Below are 18,519 nucleotides of genomic sequence, written 5' to 3'. Positions count from 1 at the left end.
ATGAAGCGACTGAGTGCAGCCGAAATAGCAACCGCCGTCTCCGGCGAGTTGTACGGCGTTGACCCCGAGACCAAATTGTCCGCCGGAGTGGTAACCGATTCGAGAGAAGTCGGACCCGGCGATATCTACGTTGCCCGCCGAGGTGAATCCTTCGACGGCATCGAATTCGCAGCGGCCGCCGTCGAGGCCGGCGCAGCGCTGATCATCGGCGAATCCGTCCCCACCCTTGACGATGCGACGCTGCCCACCGTCCTCGTCTCCGATGCCACGGAGGCGCTGGGCCAGTTGGCCAAGTGCAATATCGAATCGCTGCGTGAGGCCGGTGAGATCACGGTCATCGCGATCACCGGCTCGGTCGGCAAGACGACGGTGAAGGATCTCGCCGCCGACTTACTCGCCGGCGAGGACGAGACGGTATGGCCGCCCAACTCATACAACAACGAGGTCGGCGTGCCATTGACCGCGCTGCGGGCAGGGGAGACCACTCGCTTCCTCGTCCTCGAGATGGGTGCCCGTTCCATCGGCAACCTCGCCTACCTCACGAGCCTGGTCCGCCCCGATATCGCGGTCGAACTCGCAGTCGGCACAGCCCACTCCGGCGTGTTCGGCTCGATCGAGAACACCGCACGGGCCAAGGCCGAACTCGTCGAGTCCCTGACAGCAGGATCCGTCGCGATCCTCAACGCCGATGACTCACGAGTGGCCGGGATGCGCGAGGTCCTCTCACCCGATGTCAGCACCCTGTGGTTCTCACAGCGTGAGTCACTGCCCGAATGGGTCGCGGACGAGGACTCGGTCGTGCGCGGAACTGGTGTCACCACCGACGCCTCGGGACACGCCACCTTCTCACTGAACCTGCCCGGCGAAGAGCCGCAGGACGTGCGCCTGGCCCTGATCGGCGAACACCATGTCGGCAACGCACTGGCCTCGGCTGCCATCGCCCATGCCTGTGGAGTGGGCGTGAAGTCCATCGTGACCACACTCTCCACCTCCTCGGCCGCGAGCCGGTGGAGGATGGAGCTCATCGACTCCCCGTCCGGTGTGACCGTGCTCAACGACGCCTATAACGCGAACCCCGAATCAATGCGGGCCTCGTTGAAGACGCTGGCATCGATGGGCCGCGGCGACGAGGAGAGCCGACCACGGCGGACCTTCGCAGTCCTCGGCGAAATGCTCGAACTCGGCGAGGAATCGATCTCCGCCCACTCCGACATCGGAGAACTCGTCGTGCGACTCAACATCACTCGCACCATCGTCGTCGGCGACGGAGCGAAACCCATCTTCAATGCCGCGAACCTGGAAGGTTCATGGGGCAACGAAGCTGCCTGGGTCCCCACCGCTGCTGAGGCCAAAGACCTCCTCAGCGCGGAACTGGCGCCAGGAGACATCGTCTTGTTCAAATCCTCCAGAGATGCCGGTCTGCGCTATCTTGGAGATGAAATCGCCGGTGTATCGGGGGGCCAATGATCGCCGTACTGCTTGCCGCCTGTCTGGCACTGATCTTCGCGCTGGTCGGCACACCGCTGTTCATCCGTGTTCTCGTCAAACGAGGCTACGGCCAGTTCGTCCGTGATGACGGTCCGACGTCGCATGCCACGAAGCGCGGCACACCGACCATGGGCGGCGTCGTCATCATCGGTGCCGCCATCCTCGCCTACCTTCTCGGGCACCTGTTCACCGGGTCGGTCCCGACGGCCTCCGGACTCCTCGTCCTCTGGCTTGCCGCCGGGCTCGGCGTAGTCGGCTTCCTCGACGACTTCATCAAGATCAAGAAGCAGCGCTCACTGGGGCTGCGTCCGGTGCCGAAGCTGCTCGGCCAGGCCTTCGTCGGAATCTCCTTCGCAGTTCTGGCACTGCAGTTCCCGAACTCGTTCGGAGAGACGCCAGCATCGACGAAGGTGTCGTTCATCCGCGACACCAACCTCGACCTGGCCTTCGGGTCCGCAGTCCTCGGCCTCATCCTCTTCGTCATCTGGGCCAACCTCATCGTCACCGCGGTGTCCAACGCAGTGAACCTCACCGACGGCCTCGACGGTCTGGCAGCCGGCGCCTCGGTGGTCGTCTTCGCCGCCTACGTCGTCATCGGCACCTGGCAGTCGACACAGAACTGCAACCTGATGACGGACGCCACCAACGCCTGCTACTACATGCGCGACCCGCGTGACCTCGCGATGGTCGCCGGCGCCATGGCAGCTGCCTGCTTCGGCTTCCTGTGGTTCAACACCTCCCCGGCGAAGATCTTCATGGGCGACACCGGTTCCCTGGCCATCGGCGGCGCAATCGCCGGTCTCGCGATCATGTCGCGGACCGAACTTCTGCTCGTCGTCCTCGGCGGACTCTTCGTCATCATCACCCTCTCCGTGATCATCCAGGTCGTGTCGTTCAAGACCACCGGAAAACGCGTGTTCCGAATGGCACCGCTCCAACATCACTTCGAACTCAAGGGATGGGCCGAAGTCACCATCGTGGTCCGGTTCTGGATCATCGCAGCGCTCTTCGTCATCGCCGGAATCTGCCTCTTCTACGCCGAATGGGTGTCTCGCGTTGGCTGAGAATCCCCGCACGGACTATCCGAACGCCGACGCGATCCCGGCCGCACTCGAAGGGCCGAGCTCCTCATTGGACGGCCTGCGGATCCTTGTCACCGGTCTCGGTGTGACGGGATTCCCCGCGGCGGTCCACCTCGGCGAACGTGGCGCAGATGTCATCGTCGTCGACGGTGATGAGCATGCCGACGTCAGCGAGAAGGTCCAGATCCTCGAGGTCTTCGACGTCGACATCCGCCGCGGTGAGCAGCACGTCACCGCACTGCCCGAGGAGGCTCTCGACCTGGTCGTGACATCCCCGGGGTGGCGGCCCGACCACCCCTTGCTTCTGGCCGCCGCCGAGGCGGGCGTGCCCGTGATCGGCGAAGTCGAGTTGGCATGGCGCATCCGTGGCACCAACGACGCCGCCTGGTTGGCCATCACCGGCACCAACGGCAAGACCACGACCACGACGATGCTCGAATCGATGCTCTTGGCCAACGGTATGAAGGCCAAGGCGTGCGGAAACATCGGTGCACCGCTGCTCGAGGCCGTCCTCGAACCGGGCCTTGAGGTCCTGGCGATCGAACTCTCGAGCTTCCAGCTCCACTGGCAGTATTCGCTGAGCGCCGATGCCGCGGCCGTGCTCAATATCGCCCCCGATCATCTGGACTGGCACGGCAGCGCCGACGCCTACGAGGCTGCGAAGGCCAAGATCTACCACCAGGCGAAGACCGCGTGCATCTACAACGTCGCCGACGAGGCGACCCTGCACATGGTCGAAGAGGCCGACGTCGTCGAGGGCGCTAAGGCCGTCGGCTTCACCACCGGCATTCCGCGTCCGGGAGAGCTGGGCGTCGTCGAAGACATCCTCGTCGATCGTGCCTTCATCCCACAGCGCTACTCCTCGGCCGCCGAGCTCGCCTCCTTGGACGATGTCGCCGCGGCGACTGGAGTTCCCGGACGTGCCCCTGCAGACCACCAAGTTGCGAACGCACTTGCGGCAGCGGCCCTGGCACGGAGCATCGGAGTACCCGGACAGGCGATCTCGGAGGGACTGAAGAACCATTCGCTCGGAGCCCACCGGATGGTCACCGTCGCAGAGAGCAACGGGATCACCTGGGTCGATGATTCGAAGGCGACGAACACTCACGCAGCCAATGCTTCGCTGGGCAGCTTCGACCCGATCGTCTGGATCGCCGGGGGACTGCCCAAGGGGGCGGACTTCACCTCGCTGTTCGCCGAGCACGGGCACCGACTGCGTGCACTGGTCCTCATCGGTTCCGACGACTCAGCCTTCCGCGATGCCATTGCGGCGACGGTTCCCGAACTCGACGTGATCCGGATCGAACCCGCACTCGCCGTGGACTCGGGCGTGCCGCGACGTCGTGGCGAAGCCGTGGTCGCTGCCGCAGTGGAAGCCGCTGCGGGCATCGCCACCTCCGGTGACACCGTCCTGTTGGCTCCTGCTGCAGCAAGTATGGACCAATTCCTCAACTACAACACTCGAGGTGAACTCTTCACTCAGGCTGTCCACGCACACCTGGGGAGCTGAGATGGGACGGCAGACAACCGCGAAGCCGCACGCCAAGCGCAAGCCACAGGCCGTGAAACCGCAGTCACAGCAGAAGTCTCAGCCGCAGCGGAAGCCGCGGTCCCAGCAGAAGCCGCCGTCGCAGTCGAAGCCTCGCGCACAGCAGACGACTCAGACGTCGCAGAAGCCGACAGCGAAGATGTCTGCCCCGACGCAGTCCGCTGAGAAGAAGCAGGCAGCCAAGAAGCGAGCGCCGAAGAAGACCTCTGGAGCCGGAGCCTCACGGACTGACAAGCAGTCGACGAGCGCCCGCAGCGCACAGACGACCGATCCCAAGAGTCGGCCGACGACAAGTGCCGTACGGACGATGCTGTCGTCTGTGCGCCGTGAGTTCGGTCGAGTCTCCGCCTACCCGCTCACGACCTACTATCTGATTCTCGTCTCGGTCCTCGCGCTGACGTCTCTCGGACTCGTCATGGTCCTCTCTGCGTCCTCGATCACCTCCTACGACGGGGGAGAGGGATCGTCCTTCGCCTACTTCAACAAGCAGGCAGGGTTCGTCGCGTTGGGCGCCATCCTCATGGTCGCGGCCTCGTTCTTCCCGGTGCACGTCTGGCGGAAGCTGTCATGGGGAGCGCTGCTGCTCGGCGTTGTCATGCAGGCCTCCGTCTTCATCCCCGGACTCGGCAAGTCGACGAAGGGCAACGCCAACTGGATCCAGTTCGGCGGCTTCCAACTCCAGCCCTCGGAATTCCTCAAGATCGCCCTGGCCGTGTGGTTGGGAGCCGTGCTGGCCAGCAAATACGGAAAGATGACGACCTTCGGCCACGCCATGATCCCCGTCGTCCCGGGCATCGTCCTCGCAATCGGCCTCGTCGTCGGCGGCAACGACCTCGGCACGGCACTGGTGCTCATGGCCATGGCCCTCGTGTGTCTGTTCATCGGCTTCTTCCCATGGAAGTACTTCCTCCTGCTCTTCGGCGGTTTGGGTGCTGTTGCCGCGTTCTTCGTCTTCAGTTCGGAGAACCGACTCAACCGCATCACCGCGGCACTCACCGGCCACGCCGATCAGACTGCCTCCGACATCACCGGCCAGGCCTGGCAGTCCAACCACGGACTGTTCTCGTTGGCCTCGGGCGGCTGGCTGGGAGTGGGGCTCGGGGCCAGTCGAGAGAAATGGTCCTGGCTTCCCGAAGCTCACAACGACTTCATCTTCGCCATCATCGGTGAGGAGCTCGGCCTGCTCGGCTCGTTGGCCGTGATTCTGATGTTCGTGGCACTGGCCTGCGGAATGATTCGGGTGATTCTGCGCTCGAAGTCCAGATTCATCCAGATCACCACGGCCGGACTCTTCGCCTGGCTGATCGGCCAAGCCGCAATCAACATCGCTGTCGTGACCGGGCTTCTGCCGGTCATCGGCCTGCCCCTGCCCTTCGTGTCCTACGGCGGATCCTCCATCGTCGCGTCCCTGCTCGCGGTCGGGGTGATACTGTCCTTCGCCAGAACCGAGGACGGAGCCCGGGCCGCGATCAAGGTGCACAAAGACCGAGTGAGATCATCGTTCGCCGTACTTGCCAGAAAGAGAAAGAAGTGAGATGACGAGCATTCTCCTCGCCGGTGGAGGCACCACCGGACACATATCGCCCATGCTGGCGATCGGCCGTGAACTGCGCGCCAGCCATCCCGAGTGGGACGTCTTCGCGCTGGGAACCGCGGACGGGCTCGAAGCCGACATCGTTCCGAAGGCCGGCTTCGAACTCCTCACCATCGACAAGGTTCCCATGCCGCGTTCGATCTCGCCCGCCGCGCTGAAGTTCCCCAAACGATTCGCCGCCAATATCTCCCACGTCAAGAAGATCATCGCCGAGCGTGACGTCAAGGCTGTGGTCGGAGTCGGCGGGTACGTCTGCCCTCCGGCGTTCATCGCAGCCAAGCAGGCGAAGATCCCACTGCTCGTCCACGAAGCCAATGCGAAGCCCGGAATGGCGAACCGCCTCGGCGCGGCCCTGACCAAGCCGGGACTGGTCGGGGTCACATTCCCCGACACGAAGCTGCGCAATTCCACGCTGGTCGGCATGCCGATGCCGACCGAGATCGCCACACTGGACCGCAGCGACTCCGCCCAACGACAGGCATGGCGGGCCGACCTCGGTCTGAGGGATGACAAACCCGTCCTGGTCGTGACCGGCGGGTCCTCTGGGGCACAGCGCATCAACGACGCCTTCCTCGCCGCGGCACCACTGTGCCAGGACGCCGGGGTCCAGGTCCTGCACATCACCGGAGCCGGCAAGGACGACGCCCTGCGCGAGGCCGCTGCCCAGCTGCCTGACTATCACGTCGTCGACTACGTCGACGGAATGCACAGGGCATACGCGGTCGCGGACCTGCTCGTGGCGCGTTCAGGTGCCGCCACCGTCTCCGAAGCCACCGTGGTCGGGGTGCCCGCCCTCTATGTTCCCCTGGCCATCGGCAACGGCGAACAGCGCCTCAACGCAGCAGGCAGCGTCAAAGCCGGAGCATCACAGCTCGTCGACAATGCGGAATTCTCCCCGTCGACCGTGACCGATCAGATACTGCCGCTGGTGAACGACCGAGCCCGCTTGGACGCCATGAGCGCAGCTGCCCTCGACCTGCACTATCCGACCAACGCCGCGGCCACCATGGCCACAATCGTCACCCGCGTTCTGAGAGGTTGAACATGTCCACACCTGAAATCGTCCCGGCCACAGAACTCGGTGCCGTCCACTTCATCGGAATCGGCGGTTCGGGCATGTCCGGGATCGCACGGATCATGGTCATGAACGGCGTCGCCGTCTCCGGTTCCGATGCCAAGGGGTCAGCAGTCGTCGACGTACTGCGGACGCTGGGCGCCAGAGTCGAGATCGGACACTCGGCGGACAACCTCGGCGAGGCCGACACCCTGGTCATCTCCTCAGCCATCCGCAAGGACAATCCCGAACTCGTCGAAGCTGAACGCAGGGGTTTGCGGATCCTGCATCGCTCGGGTGCCTTGGCCTCGCTGATGGCGGGCAAACGGGCTGTGGCTGTGGCCGGAACCCATGGCAAGACCACAACGACGTCAATGACGACCGTCGCGCTGCAGGCGTGTGGGCTCGACCCCTCGTTCGTCATCGGGGGAGTGCTCTCAACCACGGGCACCAACGCTCACCTGGGGACCGGAGACGTCTTCGTGGCAGAAGCCGACGAATCTGACGGCTCCTTCCTGCTCTACGAACCCACCGTCGGCATCCTCACCAACGTCGAAGCGGACCACCTGGACTACTACGGGACCCCGGAGAAGGTGCGGGAGGCGTTCGTCGAATTCTGTGCCGGGATCGGCGCCGACGGGGGCACCATCATCGCCTGCGCAGATGACCCTGGTTCGCTCGACGTCGCACAGCAGGCTCGGGCGCAGGGAACATCGGTCATCCTCTACGGCACCGCGGAGTCAGCAGATGTGCGACTGCGCGAACTTCAATCTGGTCTGGTCTCGGAATTCGTTCTCGACATCCCGGGACAGGCAGAGCCCTTGCCGGTGGCACTGCGGCAGCCGGGCACCCACAACGCCCTCAACGCGACGGCTGCGATCGCCGTCGCCCACAGCCTCGGTGCCGACGTGGTCAAGGCGGCCAGCGGGCTCGGAGGCTATGGAGGAACTCGGCGCCGTTTCGAAGAACGCGGAATCGCCGCGGGAGTGCGCGTCATCGACGACTATGCCCACCACCCGACTGAGCTTCGCGCCGTGCTCAGCGCGGCCCGCGGGGTCGTCACCGACGAAGGTCGGGTGTGGGCGATCTTCCAACCGCATCTGTACTCACGCACGATGGAGTTCCGGACCGAATTCGGCGAGGCGCTCGGTCTTGCCGACGAGGTGGTCGTCCTCGACGTGTTCCCCGCCCGGGAGGACCCCGTGCCAGGTGTCACCGGTGCACTCATCGCCGATCGTGTCCCACACGAGAACGTGACCTTCGTCGAGTCCTTCAGCGAAGCAGTGCCGTACGTGGCGGCACGAGTGCGCCCCGGCGACCTCGTACTCACCCTCGGCGCCGGGGATGTGACGATCCTCGGCCCTGAGCTGCTCACCGCGCTGGAGGCCTGAACGCAGTGGTGCCCCTTCCCGAACCGCGCACCGATGACAACTCGACCGCGGACCTCACCGGGGTCATCCGTGCCCGACGGAGACAGGTGTGGCGCTCCCGACTGATCCTCATCGGCGCAGTCGCCGCAGTCCTCATCGTCGTCGCCGTGCTCTGGTTCTCACCCCTGCTGGCGTTGGACAAGGTCAGCGTCAAAGACAGCCGCCTGGTCGACGGCGACAAGGTCTCCGCAGAGGTTCTTCGCACCGCCGGCGGCACACCGCTTCCCCAGGTCCGGCCGGGAGCAGTGGAGAAGAACGTACTCAAGGAGTTCCCTCGTGCGAAGAAGGCCTCGGTGCACTATTCGGGTCCGCGCAGCCTGAGCATCGAAATCACCGACAGGGACCCGGTTCTGGCGATCACCACCAGTGACGGATTCGAGCTCTTCGACGACGAAGCCGTCAACCTGGGCACAGTCAAGAAGGCGCCGAAGGGCGTGACCGTGCTCAAAGCCTCCGGCGGTGCACCCGATGAGGAGACAGTCGCCGCCGTGATCCGATTCATGGCCGAGCTGCGACCACAGCTGCGTTCCGACCTGCACTCGATCCAGGCCAAGGACGAGAAGAACCTCTCAGGGGTCATCGACACCGGAAAGGCAAAGGCGAAAGTAGTCTTCGGAGACGACTCGAGCGCCAGCCTGAAGATGCGCACCGCACTGCAGCTGGCGGCAGACGGACGCACCGAAATCGACGTCTCTGTTCCCTCTGTGCCCGTGACGAACTGAAAAGCGTCGATTCCGGAGCAGTTGCCGCTCATTGCCGCCGACACACCGGGGCTGAAGTTTGGCCGATGTCCGACACTCCGGCGAGAATGGTTGCAGTGGTGTTGCCCCGGACAATAGCCTCAGGGCAAAGAAGACTTTTCGAATTTGCACGCAGATGATGCGTGGACGATGCGCCGAAAGAGGAACCGACTTGGCTGAATTCCCACAATCCGGAGCGGATATCAAAGTTGCCGGTACCGGCGGCGGTGGTGTCAACGCTGTTCAGAGGATGATCGACGTCGGACTGCGCGGCGTGGAGTTCATCGCGATCAACACGGACGCCCAGGCACTCGTGCTCTCGGACGCAGATGTGAAGCTGGAGATCGGCCGCGACCAGACTCGTGGACTCGGTGCCGGTGCTGATCCGGAGATCGGCCGGAAGGCCGCAGACTCCAGCGAGGAAGCCATCCGCGACGCACTCGAGGGTGCCGACATGGTCTTCGTCACCGCCGGTGAAGGCGGCGGAACCGGTACGGGCGCGGCCCCTGTCGTCGCTCGAGTCGCACGATCACTGGGAGCACTGACGATCGGTGTCGTCACCCGCCCCTTCACCTTCGAGGGACGTCGCCGTTCCGCGCAGGCCGAAGCAGGTATCGCAGCACTGCGCGAAGAAGTCGACACCCTCATCGTCATCCCCAACGATCGCCTGCTCTCGATCTCAGACCGCAGCGTCTCCGTCGTCGACGCGTTCCGTTCGGCCGATGAGGTCCTGCGCTCGGGTGTCCAGGGCATCACCGACCTGATCTCCGTCCCCGGCCTGATCAACCTCGACTTCGCCGACGTGAAGTCGGTGATGCAGGACGCCGGAACCGCGCTCATGGGCATCGGAGCCGCCACTGGCGATGACCGTGCCGTCCAGGCCGCCGAGTCCGCCATTGCATCGCCTCTGCTCGAAGCCAGCATCGACGGTGCCCACGGTGTGCTCTTCTGCATCCAGGGCGGTGCTGACCTGGGACTGTTCGAGGTCAACGAGGCTGCTCGTCTGGTGCAGGAAGCGGCACATCCCGAAGCCAACATCATCTTCGGTGCAGTCATCGATGACAACATCGGCGACGAATGCCGCGTCACTGTCATCGCCGCCGGGTTCGACAACACCGTCGCCGGACAGGAATCAGCTCCAGCCGAGGCTGCTCCCGCCTCGATCCCGATGGCAACGAATCCCTCGGACATCGAATCCGCACCACCAGCAGAAGATGCTGAGCCCGCGGCGCCAGCGGCAGCGGTCGAGCCTGAACCTCGCAACGAGGACCATCAGATCCCGACCTCACTGCCCAACGAGCGCAGCACATCCACATCATCGAGCTTCGACAACGACCTCGATATTCCGGATTTCCTGAAGTAAGATGCTGCACTCGAGATTCGTCGTGCCCGGTAGGGTGAGCGCCCATGTGGCGTTCACCGACCGGCACGGCGGTTACTCGAGAGGAGACCTGTCATCGTTCAACCTGGCGCGACACGTCGGCGATGACGACGAACTGGTCGCAGCGAACCGAGCCGCTCTGGCCCAGGTCCTCGGGCTGAGAGGAGAACGACTGAGCTTCGTGTCCCAGGTTCACGGAACCAACGTGCACACCATCGAGTCACCGGAGCAGCTCCGCGAAGCTCCCACTACGGCAGATGCCCAGGTCACCACACACGGTGGCATCGGCTTGGCCATCATGGTGGCAGACTGCACACCGATCATGCTCGCGGACCCTAACGCCGGAGTCATCGGCGCGATTCATGCCGGACGCCCCGGAATGGCCGCAGGCGTGGTGGCGGAGACGGTGACCCATATGCGAGACCTGGGTGCCGCGAACATCCACGCGATCATCGGCCCCTCGGTATGCCCACGGTGCTACGAAGTCCCTGCCGCAATGAGGGACGAAGTCGCTGCACTTGAGCCGGTGGCCGCCTCGGTGTCGGTGACCGGGACACCGGCACTCGACGTCGCGGGGGCAGTGGCCGAACAGCTGCGTCGGGAGGACGTGCACATCGACCATTTCTCACGCACCTGCACCCGCGAGTCCGAAGATCTGTTCTCCTATCGCAGGCATCACAGCACAGGCAGATTCGCCGGCGTGGTCTGGCTCCAGGAAGAAATCCCCACGACACACCCATGAGACACACCCGCCAGGCCGGTCTGTTGAGATAGTTTGGCGGCAGGCGAGGAAGTGCCGAAGGCCGAGGAGTGGAAAAATGTCAGCAATCAAGAAGACGCTGGAATACCTGGGTTTCGTCGAAGAAGAGGACGAGCCCATCGAACGTCGTGACCGCGAGGTCATCGACACCTACGAAGAGCCCGTCGACGATCATGTCGAGGAAGAAGAGGAACGTCCCTCCGCCCAGGTGACGCCGATCCATCCGTCACCGATTCGTCCAGTCGACTCTCCCGCGCCAGGAATTTCCATGAACCGCATTAAGACCATCCACCCACGCAGCTACAACGACGCGATGGTGATCGGTGCCGCGTTCCGTGAGGGAACCCCGGTGATCATGAACTTGTCTGAGATGGACGAGAACAACTCGAAGCGTCTCGTCGACTTCTCTGCCGGTCTGATCTTCGGCCTGCACGGCTCAATCGAACGCGTGACCAACAAGGTGTTTCTTCTCACCCCGGAGGACATCGAGGTCAGCGGCGAGAACGAGTCCGATCCGGACACGCAGGCGAGCTTCTTCAACCAGAGCTGAGCCCCGTTCGACCAGAGCTGAATTCTCCTGGTCAGAACTCAAGCTGCGCAGTCCGTGCCTCGCTCCGGTCTCTGGTCGCAGACGTTCTAATCTCATCCTCAGCTCGACCGTATAAGCTGGGGATCGACAGGTAAGCACCAAAGAAAGGCACGAGGAAACACGTGGCCATCATCTTCTACATCCTCGGCACGGCACTCAGTCTTTACGTCTATGTTCTCCTGGCTCGAGTCGTCCTCGACCTCGTCCAGGTCTTCTCACGCGAATGGAAGCCTGCAGGTTTCTTCCTGGTTCTCGCCGAGATCGTGTACACACTGACCGATCCGCCGCTGCGCCTCCTGCGCAAGGTGATTCCACCACTGCGTCTGGGGCAGATCTCACTGGATCTGGGCTTCATCGTGCTGCTGATCGGAATCCAGATCCTCGCATCGGTTCTGTTCAACTTCTCGAGGGTGAGCGCCTGAGACGATCGGCTGAGTTGATGCGCAGCGCAGGTTTCCTCTTCGTTACATGACTGTTGCACTCATCACTGCGGCTGCCTTGAGATGGCCCTCAGTTCGCTGAATAGTTCCGTGTGTTGCTAGGCTCGATTATTACAACTTCGTCATATGAAAATTGCGACACGGCATTTCTGCAGGACAAAACTGCAGGTGTTACGCTAATGTGACGTTGAAGCCGTCTTTATGGCGGCAGCGTAATGAATGTAGATCGACCAAAGGTGACCTCATGGCGCTCACGCCTGAAGACGTAGTAAACAAGCGGTTCCAGCATGTGAAGTTCCGCGACGGGTACGACCAGGATGAAGTCGACGATTTCCTCGATGAGGTAGTCGTAGAGATCCGCCGTCTCTACCAGGAGAACGACGAACTTCGTCAGAAGCTCTCCACCGCCGAACAGCGCGTCAAGGAACTCGACGCCGGCGGAGCATCTGCTGCCGCACCCGCTCAGGACATCGACGCCACTCAGGCAATGCCTGCCGCGGTGCCGGCTCCCTCCTCGCAGAAGGCTGCCGAAACGCCGAAGCAGGCGCAGTCCCCAGCAGCGCCTGCTGTCCCGGAGACCACCGAACAGCCTTCCGCACCTGCAGTCAAGGAAGCAGCACCTTCCGCTCAGTCTCCTGCAGCGAAAGAATCTGCTTCTGCCGGCAACGCAGCACCAGCTGCTGCAGCAGGCACAGCCGCTGGCCTCGGCATCGGTTCGGGCCTCGGCAGCGGAGACGGCGACGCCCACGGGCTCATCGCTTTGGCACAGCGCGTCCACGACGAGCATGTGGCAGAAGGCGAACGCCGCCGCGACGAACTCATCAGGTCCGCAGAGACCGAAGCCAAGGACATCGTCGGCAAGGCCGAGACCAAGCGCGATGAGACCCTGTCGACCCTGGAAACTCAGAAGTCGACCCTCGAGCGGTCCATCGATCAGCTCTCGAACTTCGAGCGTCAGTACCGCACGCGGCTCAAGAGCTACCTCAACGATCAGCTGCGCGACCTCGAGAACTCGACAAGTCTGGCGCCGGAGACCCTGGACGGGAACTCCTTCGGTTCGTCATCGAATCACAAGCTCTGATTCGTCACAGCAGACACGCAAGGTCCGGGAACTCCATGGAGATCCCGGGCCTTGTTCGTGTCCGGGTGAGATGTCGCATAGCGGCTCCGTCCGGGCCGTCGCGTCCATCAACAGTGAGTTAGAATGAGCCAAATGAACGATGATGCCACTGAGACACGACCCCGGCGGCGCCGAATGCTCGGGATGTTGTTCGGCATTGCCGGGATCGTCCTCATCGTGGATCAGTTCACGAAGTTCCTCGCGGTCAGATTCCTCGAAGGACAAGAGCCTGTCGCTGTCATCGGCACTCTGGCAGGGTTCAACTTCTACCGGAACCCAGGCGCAGCACTCGGACTCGGTTCCGGTGTGACCTGGATCTTCCCCCTCATCGCAATTGCTGTGTTCGTCGCGATCATCATGTTGTCGAGGAAGTTGGGCTCCGTGGCCTGGGCCATCGGACTCGGTCTGCTCTTGGGGGGACTGTTCGGCAACCTCGTTGACCGGTTGTTCCGGCAGCCGGGATTTCTGCACGGCGCCGTCGTCGATTTCATCGACCTATCGTTTTTCATCTGCAATGTCGCTGACATTGCGATATCCGCAGCGGCTGTCACCCTCGTGGTGGTCAGCCTCAAAGGCATTGAACTGGACGGATCGGACTCGAAGCACGAGGACACGGTCGGAGAGGACACACATGGCTGAACGCTCGATCCTGGTACCCGAGGGCCTCGAAGGCCAGCGGGTGGACTCTGCGCTGTCGAAGCTGCTGGGGCTCTCCCGCACAGCAGCCGCCGACATCTGCGCCGAAGGGGGCGTGCAGCTGGCAGGACAGGTCGTCGCAAAGTCGGATCGAGTCTCCGCCGGAGAGCGACTGGACATCGAGATGCCCGAACCCCCGCGGCCCCTGGAAGTCGTGCCGGATCCCGTCCCCGGGATGAAGGTCGTCCACGATGAGGAGTCCTTCGTCGTCATCGACAAACCCGTCGGCGTCGCCGCTCACCCGGCCCTGGGCTGGAAGGGCAGGACCGTCGTCGGCGGACTTGCCGCAGCCGGCTTCAGAATCGCCACCTCGGGTGCGCCGGAACGGCAGGGCATCGTCCAACGCCTCGACGTCGGCACCTCGGGCCTGATGGTCATCGCGAAGAGCGAATACGCCTACAGTGTGCTCAAACGCGCGTTCAAGGAACGCACCGTGGAGAAGACTTACCACGCCGTCGTCCAGGGACTGCCGGATCCTGTGCTCGGCACCATCGACGCGCCCATCGCCCGCAACCCTCGCCACGACGGTCTCTATGCCGTCCACAGCGGAGGTAAGAACGCGATCACCCACTATGAGGTGCTCGAAGCTCACCGACGAGCCTCCCTGGTCGAGGTTCATCTCGAAACCGGGCGCACCCATCAGATCCGGGTCCACTTCTCTGCACTGAAACGACCCTGCGTCGGTGATCTTCCCTACGGCGCGGACCCGACTCTGGCCAAGGACCTGCACCTGGAACGGCAATGGCTGCACGCCGTCAAACTCGGCTTCCATCACCCGGAGTCGAACGAATGGGTCGAATTCGAAAGCGGATACCCCGAGGACCTGCAGTACGCGATCGATCGTATCCGTACGTCCTGATCTCACCTCGGAAACTGCGTCGCAGCTCCGTCCCGCCACCTCGCTGACCGACCGATCCTCGGTCGCCGAGGCGGCGTTTCGGGCTCCGCCTACAGACCCGGAGATGGTCTAAGCTGGGGGTCGCAGCAAAGGTCATATCTGAGGGAAGGCTGTCAGTGCCGAAAGACGATTTCGTCCATCTTCACGTCCACACCGAATACTCCATGTTGGACGGAGCCGCCCGACTCACGGACCTGATGGCCGCGACCAAAGCGTCGGGAATGTCGGCCATCGCGACCACGGACCACGGCTACCTCTTCGGTGCCTTCGACTTCTGGTCCCAGGCAACTGCAGCCGGCATCAAACCCATCATCGGCGTCGAGGCCTATGTCACCCCCGGCACCGACCGGCGTGATAAGACCAGGGTGAAATGGCGCACGGATGAGTCGCAGAAGCGTGACGATCTCTCCGGCGGTGGTGCCTACACCCACATGACGCTGCTCTCACGCAACAACACGGGCATGCGCAATCTCTTCAAGGCCTCCTCCTACGCTTCCCTCGACTCCGTCTTCAGTAAGTGGCCGCGCATCGACCAGGACCTGCTCGAGACCTACTCGGAGGGACTCATCGCGACCACGGGCTGCCCCTCGGGAGAGATCCAGGTCCGGCTGCGCCTCGGGCAGTACGAAGAGGCCAAGGCCGCTGCCGGCAAATACCGTGAGATCTTCGGCAAGGACAACTACTACGTCGAGCTCATGGATCATGGGCTGTCCATCGAAAAGCGTGTGACCAAGGATCTCATCCGTCTGTCGAAGGAGATGGACATTCCCTTGGTCGCGACCAACGACCTGCACTACACGCATGAGTCCGACGCGAAGGCCCACGAAGCACTGCTGGCCATCCAATCCGGGTCGAAGCTCATCGAACCCACCTATGACCAGGGCGGCTCCCGCTTCGCCTTCTCCGGATCCGGCTACTACCTCAAATCGGGTGCGGAGATGCGCGCCCTGTTCTCCGAATTCCCCGAAGCCTGCGACAACACACTCGAGATCGCCGAGAAGTGCGAAGTCTCCTTCGACACCTCGGCGAACTACATGCCGAAGTTCCCCTGCCCACCCGGAGAGGACGAAACCTCCTGGCTGGTCAAAGAGGTCCAGACGGGACTCGAATACCGGTATCCGGGAGGAATCCCCGACGATGTGCGTAAGCAGGCCGACTACGAGCTCGACGTCATCATCTCGATGGGCTTCCCCGGCTACTTCCTCGTCGTCGCCGACTTCATCAACTGGTCCAAGGACAACGGCATCCGCGTCGGCCCCGGACGAGGTTCCGGTGCCGGCTCCATGGTCGCCTACGCGATGCGCATCACCGACCTCGACCCGCTCAAGCATGGACTGTTCTTCGAGCGCTTCCTCAACCCCGACCGTGTCTCCATGCCCGACTTCGACGTCGACTTCGATGATCGTCGCCGCGGCGAGGTCATCGACTATGTGACACGGAAGTACGGTGACGAACGTGTCGCCATGATCGTCACCTACGGCACCATCAAGACGAAGATGGCGCTCAAGGACTCTGCCCGAGTCCTCGGCAAGCCATTCTCGATGGGGGAGCGCCTGACCAAGGCCCTGCCCCCGGCAGAGATGGCCAAGGACATTCCGCTGGCCGACATCGAGAACACCGAATCGAAGCGCTACAACGAGGCGGGGGAGTTCAGGGATTTCGTCGACTCTGACCCGGACGCGCGTGAGACCTTCGAGACGGCGAAGGGCATCGAGGGACTGAAGCGGCAGTGGGGCGTCCACGCGGCCGGGGTGATCATGTCCTCGGACCCGATCATCGATGTCATTCCCATCATGCGCCGTTTCCAGGACGGCCAGGTCATCACCCAGTTCGACTACCCCACCTCTGAGGGCCTCGGACTGATCAAGATGGACTTCCTGGGGCTGCGAAACCTCACGATCATCTCCGACGCGGTCGAGAACATCAAAGCCAACCGCGACTACGATCTCGATCTCGAACACCTCGATCTCGATGACCGCGGGGCTTACGATCTGCTCTCCCGTGGTGACACTCTCGGCGTGTTCCAGCTCGACGGCGGCGGGCTGCGTGCCCTGCTGCGACTGATGAAGCCGGACAACTTCGAAGACATCTCCGCAACGATTGCGCTCTACCGTCCGGGCCCCATGGGTGCTGATTCCCACACGAACTTCGCGCTGCGCAAGAACGGTCTGCAGGAGGTCACCCCGATCCATCCGGAGCTCGAGGAGCCTCTCGAGGACATCCTCGGCACGACCTACGGTCTCATCATCTACCAGGAGCAGGTGATGGCGATTGCGCAGAAGGTCGCCGGGTACTCGCTGGGCCAGGCAGATATTCTGCGTCGCGCCATGGGCAAGAAGAAGAAGTCCGAGCTGGACAAACAGCAGGTCGGCTTCTTCGGCGGCATGAAGGAACGCGGCTATTCCGAGGCGGCGGCACAGGCCCTGTGGGACATCCTGCTGCCCTTCTCCGACTATGCGTTCAACAAGGCCCACTCGGCCGCCTATGGTCTCGTGTCCTATTGGACGGCCTTCCTCAAGGCCCACTACACGGCGGAGTACATGGCCGCCCTGCTCACCTCGGTGGGCGATAACAAGGACAAACTGGCGATCTACCTCAACGAGTGTCGACGTCTGGGCATCACGGTGCTGCCGCCCGACGTCAACGACTCGGCCCTGCACTTCACCCCAGTCGGTGAGGACATCCGCTTCGGTATGGGAGCCGTGCGCAACGTCGGCGCCAATGTCGTCGACGGCATCGTCGAAGCCCGTGCGGAGAAGGGGGCCTACACCTCCTTCACGGACTTCCTCGACAAGGTGCCCAGCCACGTCTGCAACAAGCGCACGATCGAATCACTCATCAAGGCCGGCGGATTCGATTCGCTGGGGCAGACTCGCAGATCACTCGTCGAGGTCCATGAGGAGGCCGTCGACTCGGTCATCGGCGTCAAACGTCAGGAGGCCAACGGCCAGTTCGACCTGTTCGCCGGACTCGGCGGGGACGATGATGAGCCAAGCTTCTCCGTCGCGATTCCCGACCGACCGGAGTGGGAGAAGAAGGAGAAGCTGGCGTTCGAACGAGACATGATCGGGCTCTACGTCTCCGACCACCCTCTCAACGGTCTCGAAGGTGTCCTGGCAGCTGAGTCGGAGGCCTCCATCGCCGAGGTGGTGGATCCGGAGTCCCACCGTCACGACGGATCGCAGGTCAAGATCTGCGGCATGATCACCCAGGTCAGCCGCAAAGTCTCGAAGAACTCGGGCAAGCCGTACGCGATCGTGACCGTGGAGGACCTGAACGCCGAGGTGGAGGTCATGTTCTTCGGTGACACCTACGAACCCGTGGCGAGCCTGCTGGCCAACGATCTCGTCATCTCGCTGACCGGGCGCATCCGTCATTCCGATGACCGCCCGACGTCGATGATGGCGATGTCGATGACGATTCCCGATGTCACCGACCCGAAGGATCGTCCGCTCAACCTCATGCTGCCGATGGAGAAGGCCACGGAGGAGATGGCCTCGAAGCTGCTCCAGGTGCTCGAATCCCACAAGGGCCAGACCGATGTGCACCTGGTCCTCTCGCAGCCGGGCAGGCAGACGGTGATGCGCTTGGATCGCGCCATCCGCGTCGACCCGAATCCCAGCCTCTACGGTGACCTCAAAGCTCTTCTGGGGTCTCGCTGTCTGACGGCCTGAGAACACATGCGGTAAGGACGGGGA

15 protein-coding genes are annotated in these 18,519 nt (G+C 63.1%); all 15 read left to right on the top strand.

Annotated features, from left to right (window positions below; genetic code table 11):
- Nucleotides 1-1,467 (top strand): UDP-N-acetylmuramoyl-tripeptide--D-alanyl-D-alanine ligase, encoded by a 1,467-nt coding sequence (locus LQ788_RS12225; RefSeq protein ID WP_231441354.1) that lies wholly within the window; start codon nucleotides 1-3, stop codon nucleotides 1,465-1,467.
- The gene (gene mraY, locus LQ788_RS12220; protein WP_231441352.1) at nucleotides 1,464-2,552 is read left to right on the top strand and encodes a phospho-N-acetylmuramoyl-pentapeptide-transferase; all 1,089 of its coding nucleotides are present in this window, start codon (nucleotides 1,464-1,466) and stop codon (nucleotides 2,550-2,552) included. Before LQ788_RS12225 ends, mraY begins: the two co-directional genes overlap by 4 nt.
- Nucleotides 2,545-4,080, top strand: a complete 1,536-nt coding sequence (gene murD / locus LQ788_RS12215; RefSeq protein ID WP_231441350.1) for a UDP-N-acetylmuramoyl-L-alanine--D-glutamate ligase — start codon at nucleotides 2,545-2,547, stop codon at nucleotides 4,078-4,080. Before mraY ends, murD begins: the two co-directional genes overlap by 8 nt.
- Nucleotide 4,081: 1 nt before the next feature.
- Nucleotides 4,082-5,653 carry a putative lipid II flippase FtsW gene (ftsW, locus tag LQ788_RS12210; RefSeq protein ID WP_231441348.1) on the top strand — a complete coding sequence of 524 codons (1,572 nt, stop codon included), beginning with the start codon at nucleotides 4,082-4,084 and terminating at the stop codon, nucleotides 5,651-5,653.
- Nucleotide 5,654: 1 nt separating this feature from the next.
- A complete protein-coding gene (locus LQ788_RS12205; RefSeq protein ID WP_231441346.1) occupies nucleotides 5,655-6,755 on the top strand; it encodes a UDP-N-acetylglucosamine--N-acetylmuramyl-(pentapeptide) pyrophosphoryl-undecaprenol N-acetylglucosamine transferase in 1,101 nt (366 codons plus the stop codon).
- 2 nt (nucleotides 6,756-6,757) lie between these two features.
- The gene (gene murC, locus LQ788_RS12200) at nucleotides 6,758-8,158 is read left to right on the top strand and encodes a UDP-N-acetylmuramate--L-alanine ligase (protein ID WP_231441344.1); all 1,401 of its coding nucleotides are present in this window, start codon (nucleotides 6,758-6,760) and stop codon (nucleotides 8,156-8,158) included.
- Between the two features lie 5 nt (nucleotides 8,159-8,163).
- Nucleotides 8,164-8,919 (top strand): cell division protein FtsQ/DivIB, encoded by a 756-nt coding sequence (locus LQ788_RS12195; protein ID WP_231441342.1) that lies wholly within the window; start codon nucleotides 8,164-8,166, stop codon nucleotides 8,917-8,919.
- A gap of 190 nt (nucleotides 8,920-9,109) precedes the next feature.
- Nucleotides 9,110-10,300 (top strand): cell division protein FtsZ, encoded by a 1,191-nt coding sequence (gene ftsZ / locus LQ788_RS12190; protein WP_231441340.1) that lies wholly within the window; start codon nucleotides 9,110-9,112, stop codon nucleotides 10,298-10,300.
- Nucleotide 10,301: 1 nt separating this feature from the next.
- Nucleotides 10,302-11,060, top strand: coding sequence for a peptidoglycan editing factor PgeF (gene pgeF / locus LQ788_RS12185; protein ID WP_231441338.1), 759 nt, complete (start codon nucleotides 10,302-10,304; stop codon nucleotides 11,058-11,060).
- 76 nt (nucleotides 11,061-11,136) lie between these two features.
- Complete coding sequence (locus tag LQ788_RS12180) at nucleotides 11,137-11,628, top strand: cell division protein SepF (protein WP_009884374.1); 492 nt, start codon at nucleotides 11,137-11,139, stop codon at nucleotides 11,626-11,628.
- Between the two features lie 161 nt (nucleotides 11,629-11,789).
- On the top strand, nucleotides 11,790-12,089 hold the full coding sequence (locus tag LQ788_RS12175; protein ID WP_069600305.1) for a YggT family protein: 300 nt from the start codon (nucleotides 11,790-11,792) through the stop codon (nucleotides 12,087-12,089).
- A gap of 262 nt (nucleotides 12,090-12,351) precedes the next feature.
- The gene (locus LQ788_RS12170) at nucleotides 12,352-13,188 is read left to right on the top strand and encodes a DivIVA domain-containing protein (RefSeq protein WP_231441336.1); all 837 of its coding nucleotides are present in this window, start codon (nucleotides 12,352-12,354) and stop codon (nucleotides 13,186-13,188) included.
- Between the two features lie 132 nt (nucleotides 13,189-13,320).
- Nucleotides 13,321-13,866: a signal peptidase II gene (locus tag LQ788_RS12165; protein ID WP_231441333.1), complete on the top strand. Its 546-nt coding sequence runs from the start codon at nucleotides 13,321-13,323 to the stop codon at nucleotides 13,864-13,866.
- The gene (locus LQ788_RS12160) at nucleotides 13,859-14,782 is read left to right on the top strand and encodes an RluA family pseudouridine synthase (protein WP_231441330.1); all 924 of its coding nucleotides are present in this window, start codon (nucleotides 13,859-13,861) and stop codon (nucleotides 14,780-14,782) included. Before LQ788_RS12165 ends, LQ788_RS12160 begins: the two co-directional genes overlap by 8 nt.
- 203 nt (nucleotides 14,783-14,985) lie before the next feature.
- Nucleotides 14,986-18,495: a DNA polymerase III subunit alpha gene (dnaE, locus tag LQ788_RS12155; protein WP_231447418.1), complete on the top strand. Its 3,510-nt coding sequence runs from the start codon at nucleotides 14,986-14,988 to the stop codon at nucleotides 18,493-18,495.
- Nucleotides 18,496-18,519: the final 24 nt, after the last annotated feature.

The sequence above is a fragment of the Brevibacterium zhoupengii genome (genome assembly GCF_021117425.1).
In the GTDB taxonomy this organism is placed as follows: domain Bacteria; phylum Actinomycetota; class Actinomycetes; order Actinomycetales; family Brevibacteriaceae; genus Brevibacterium; species Brevibacterium zhoupengii.
This window is presented reverse-complemented; position numbering and strand designations above follow the sequence as displayed.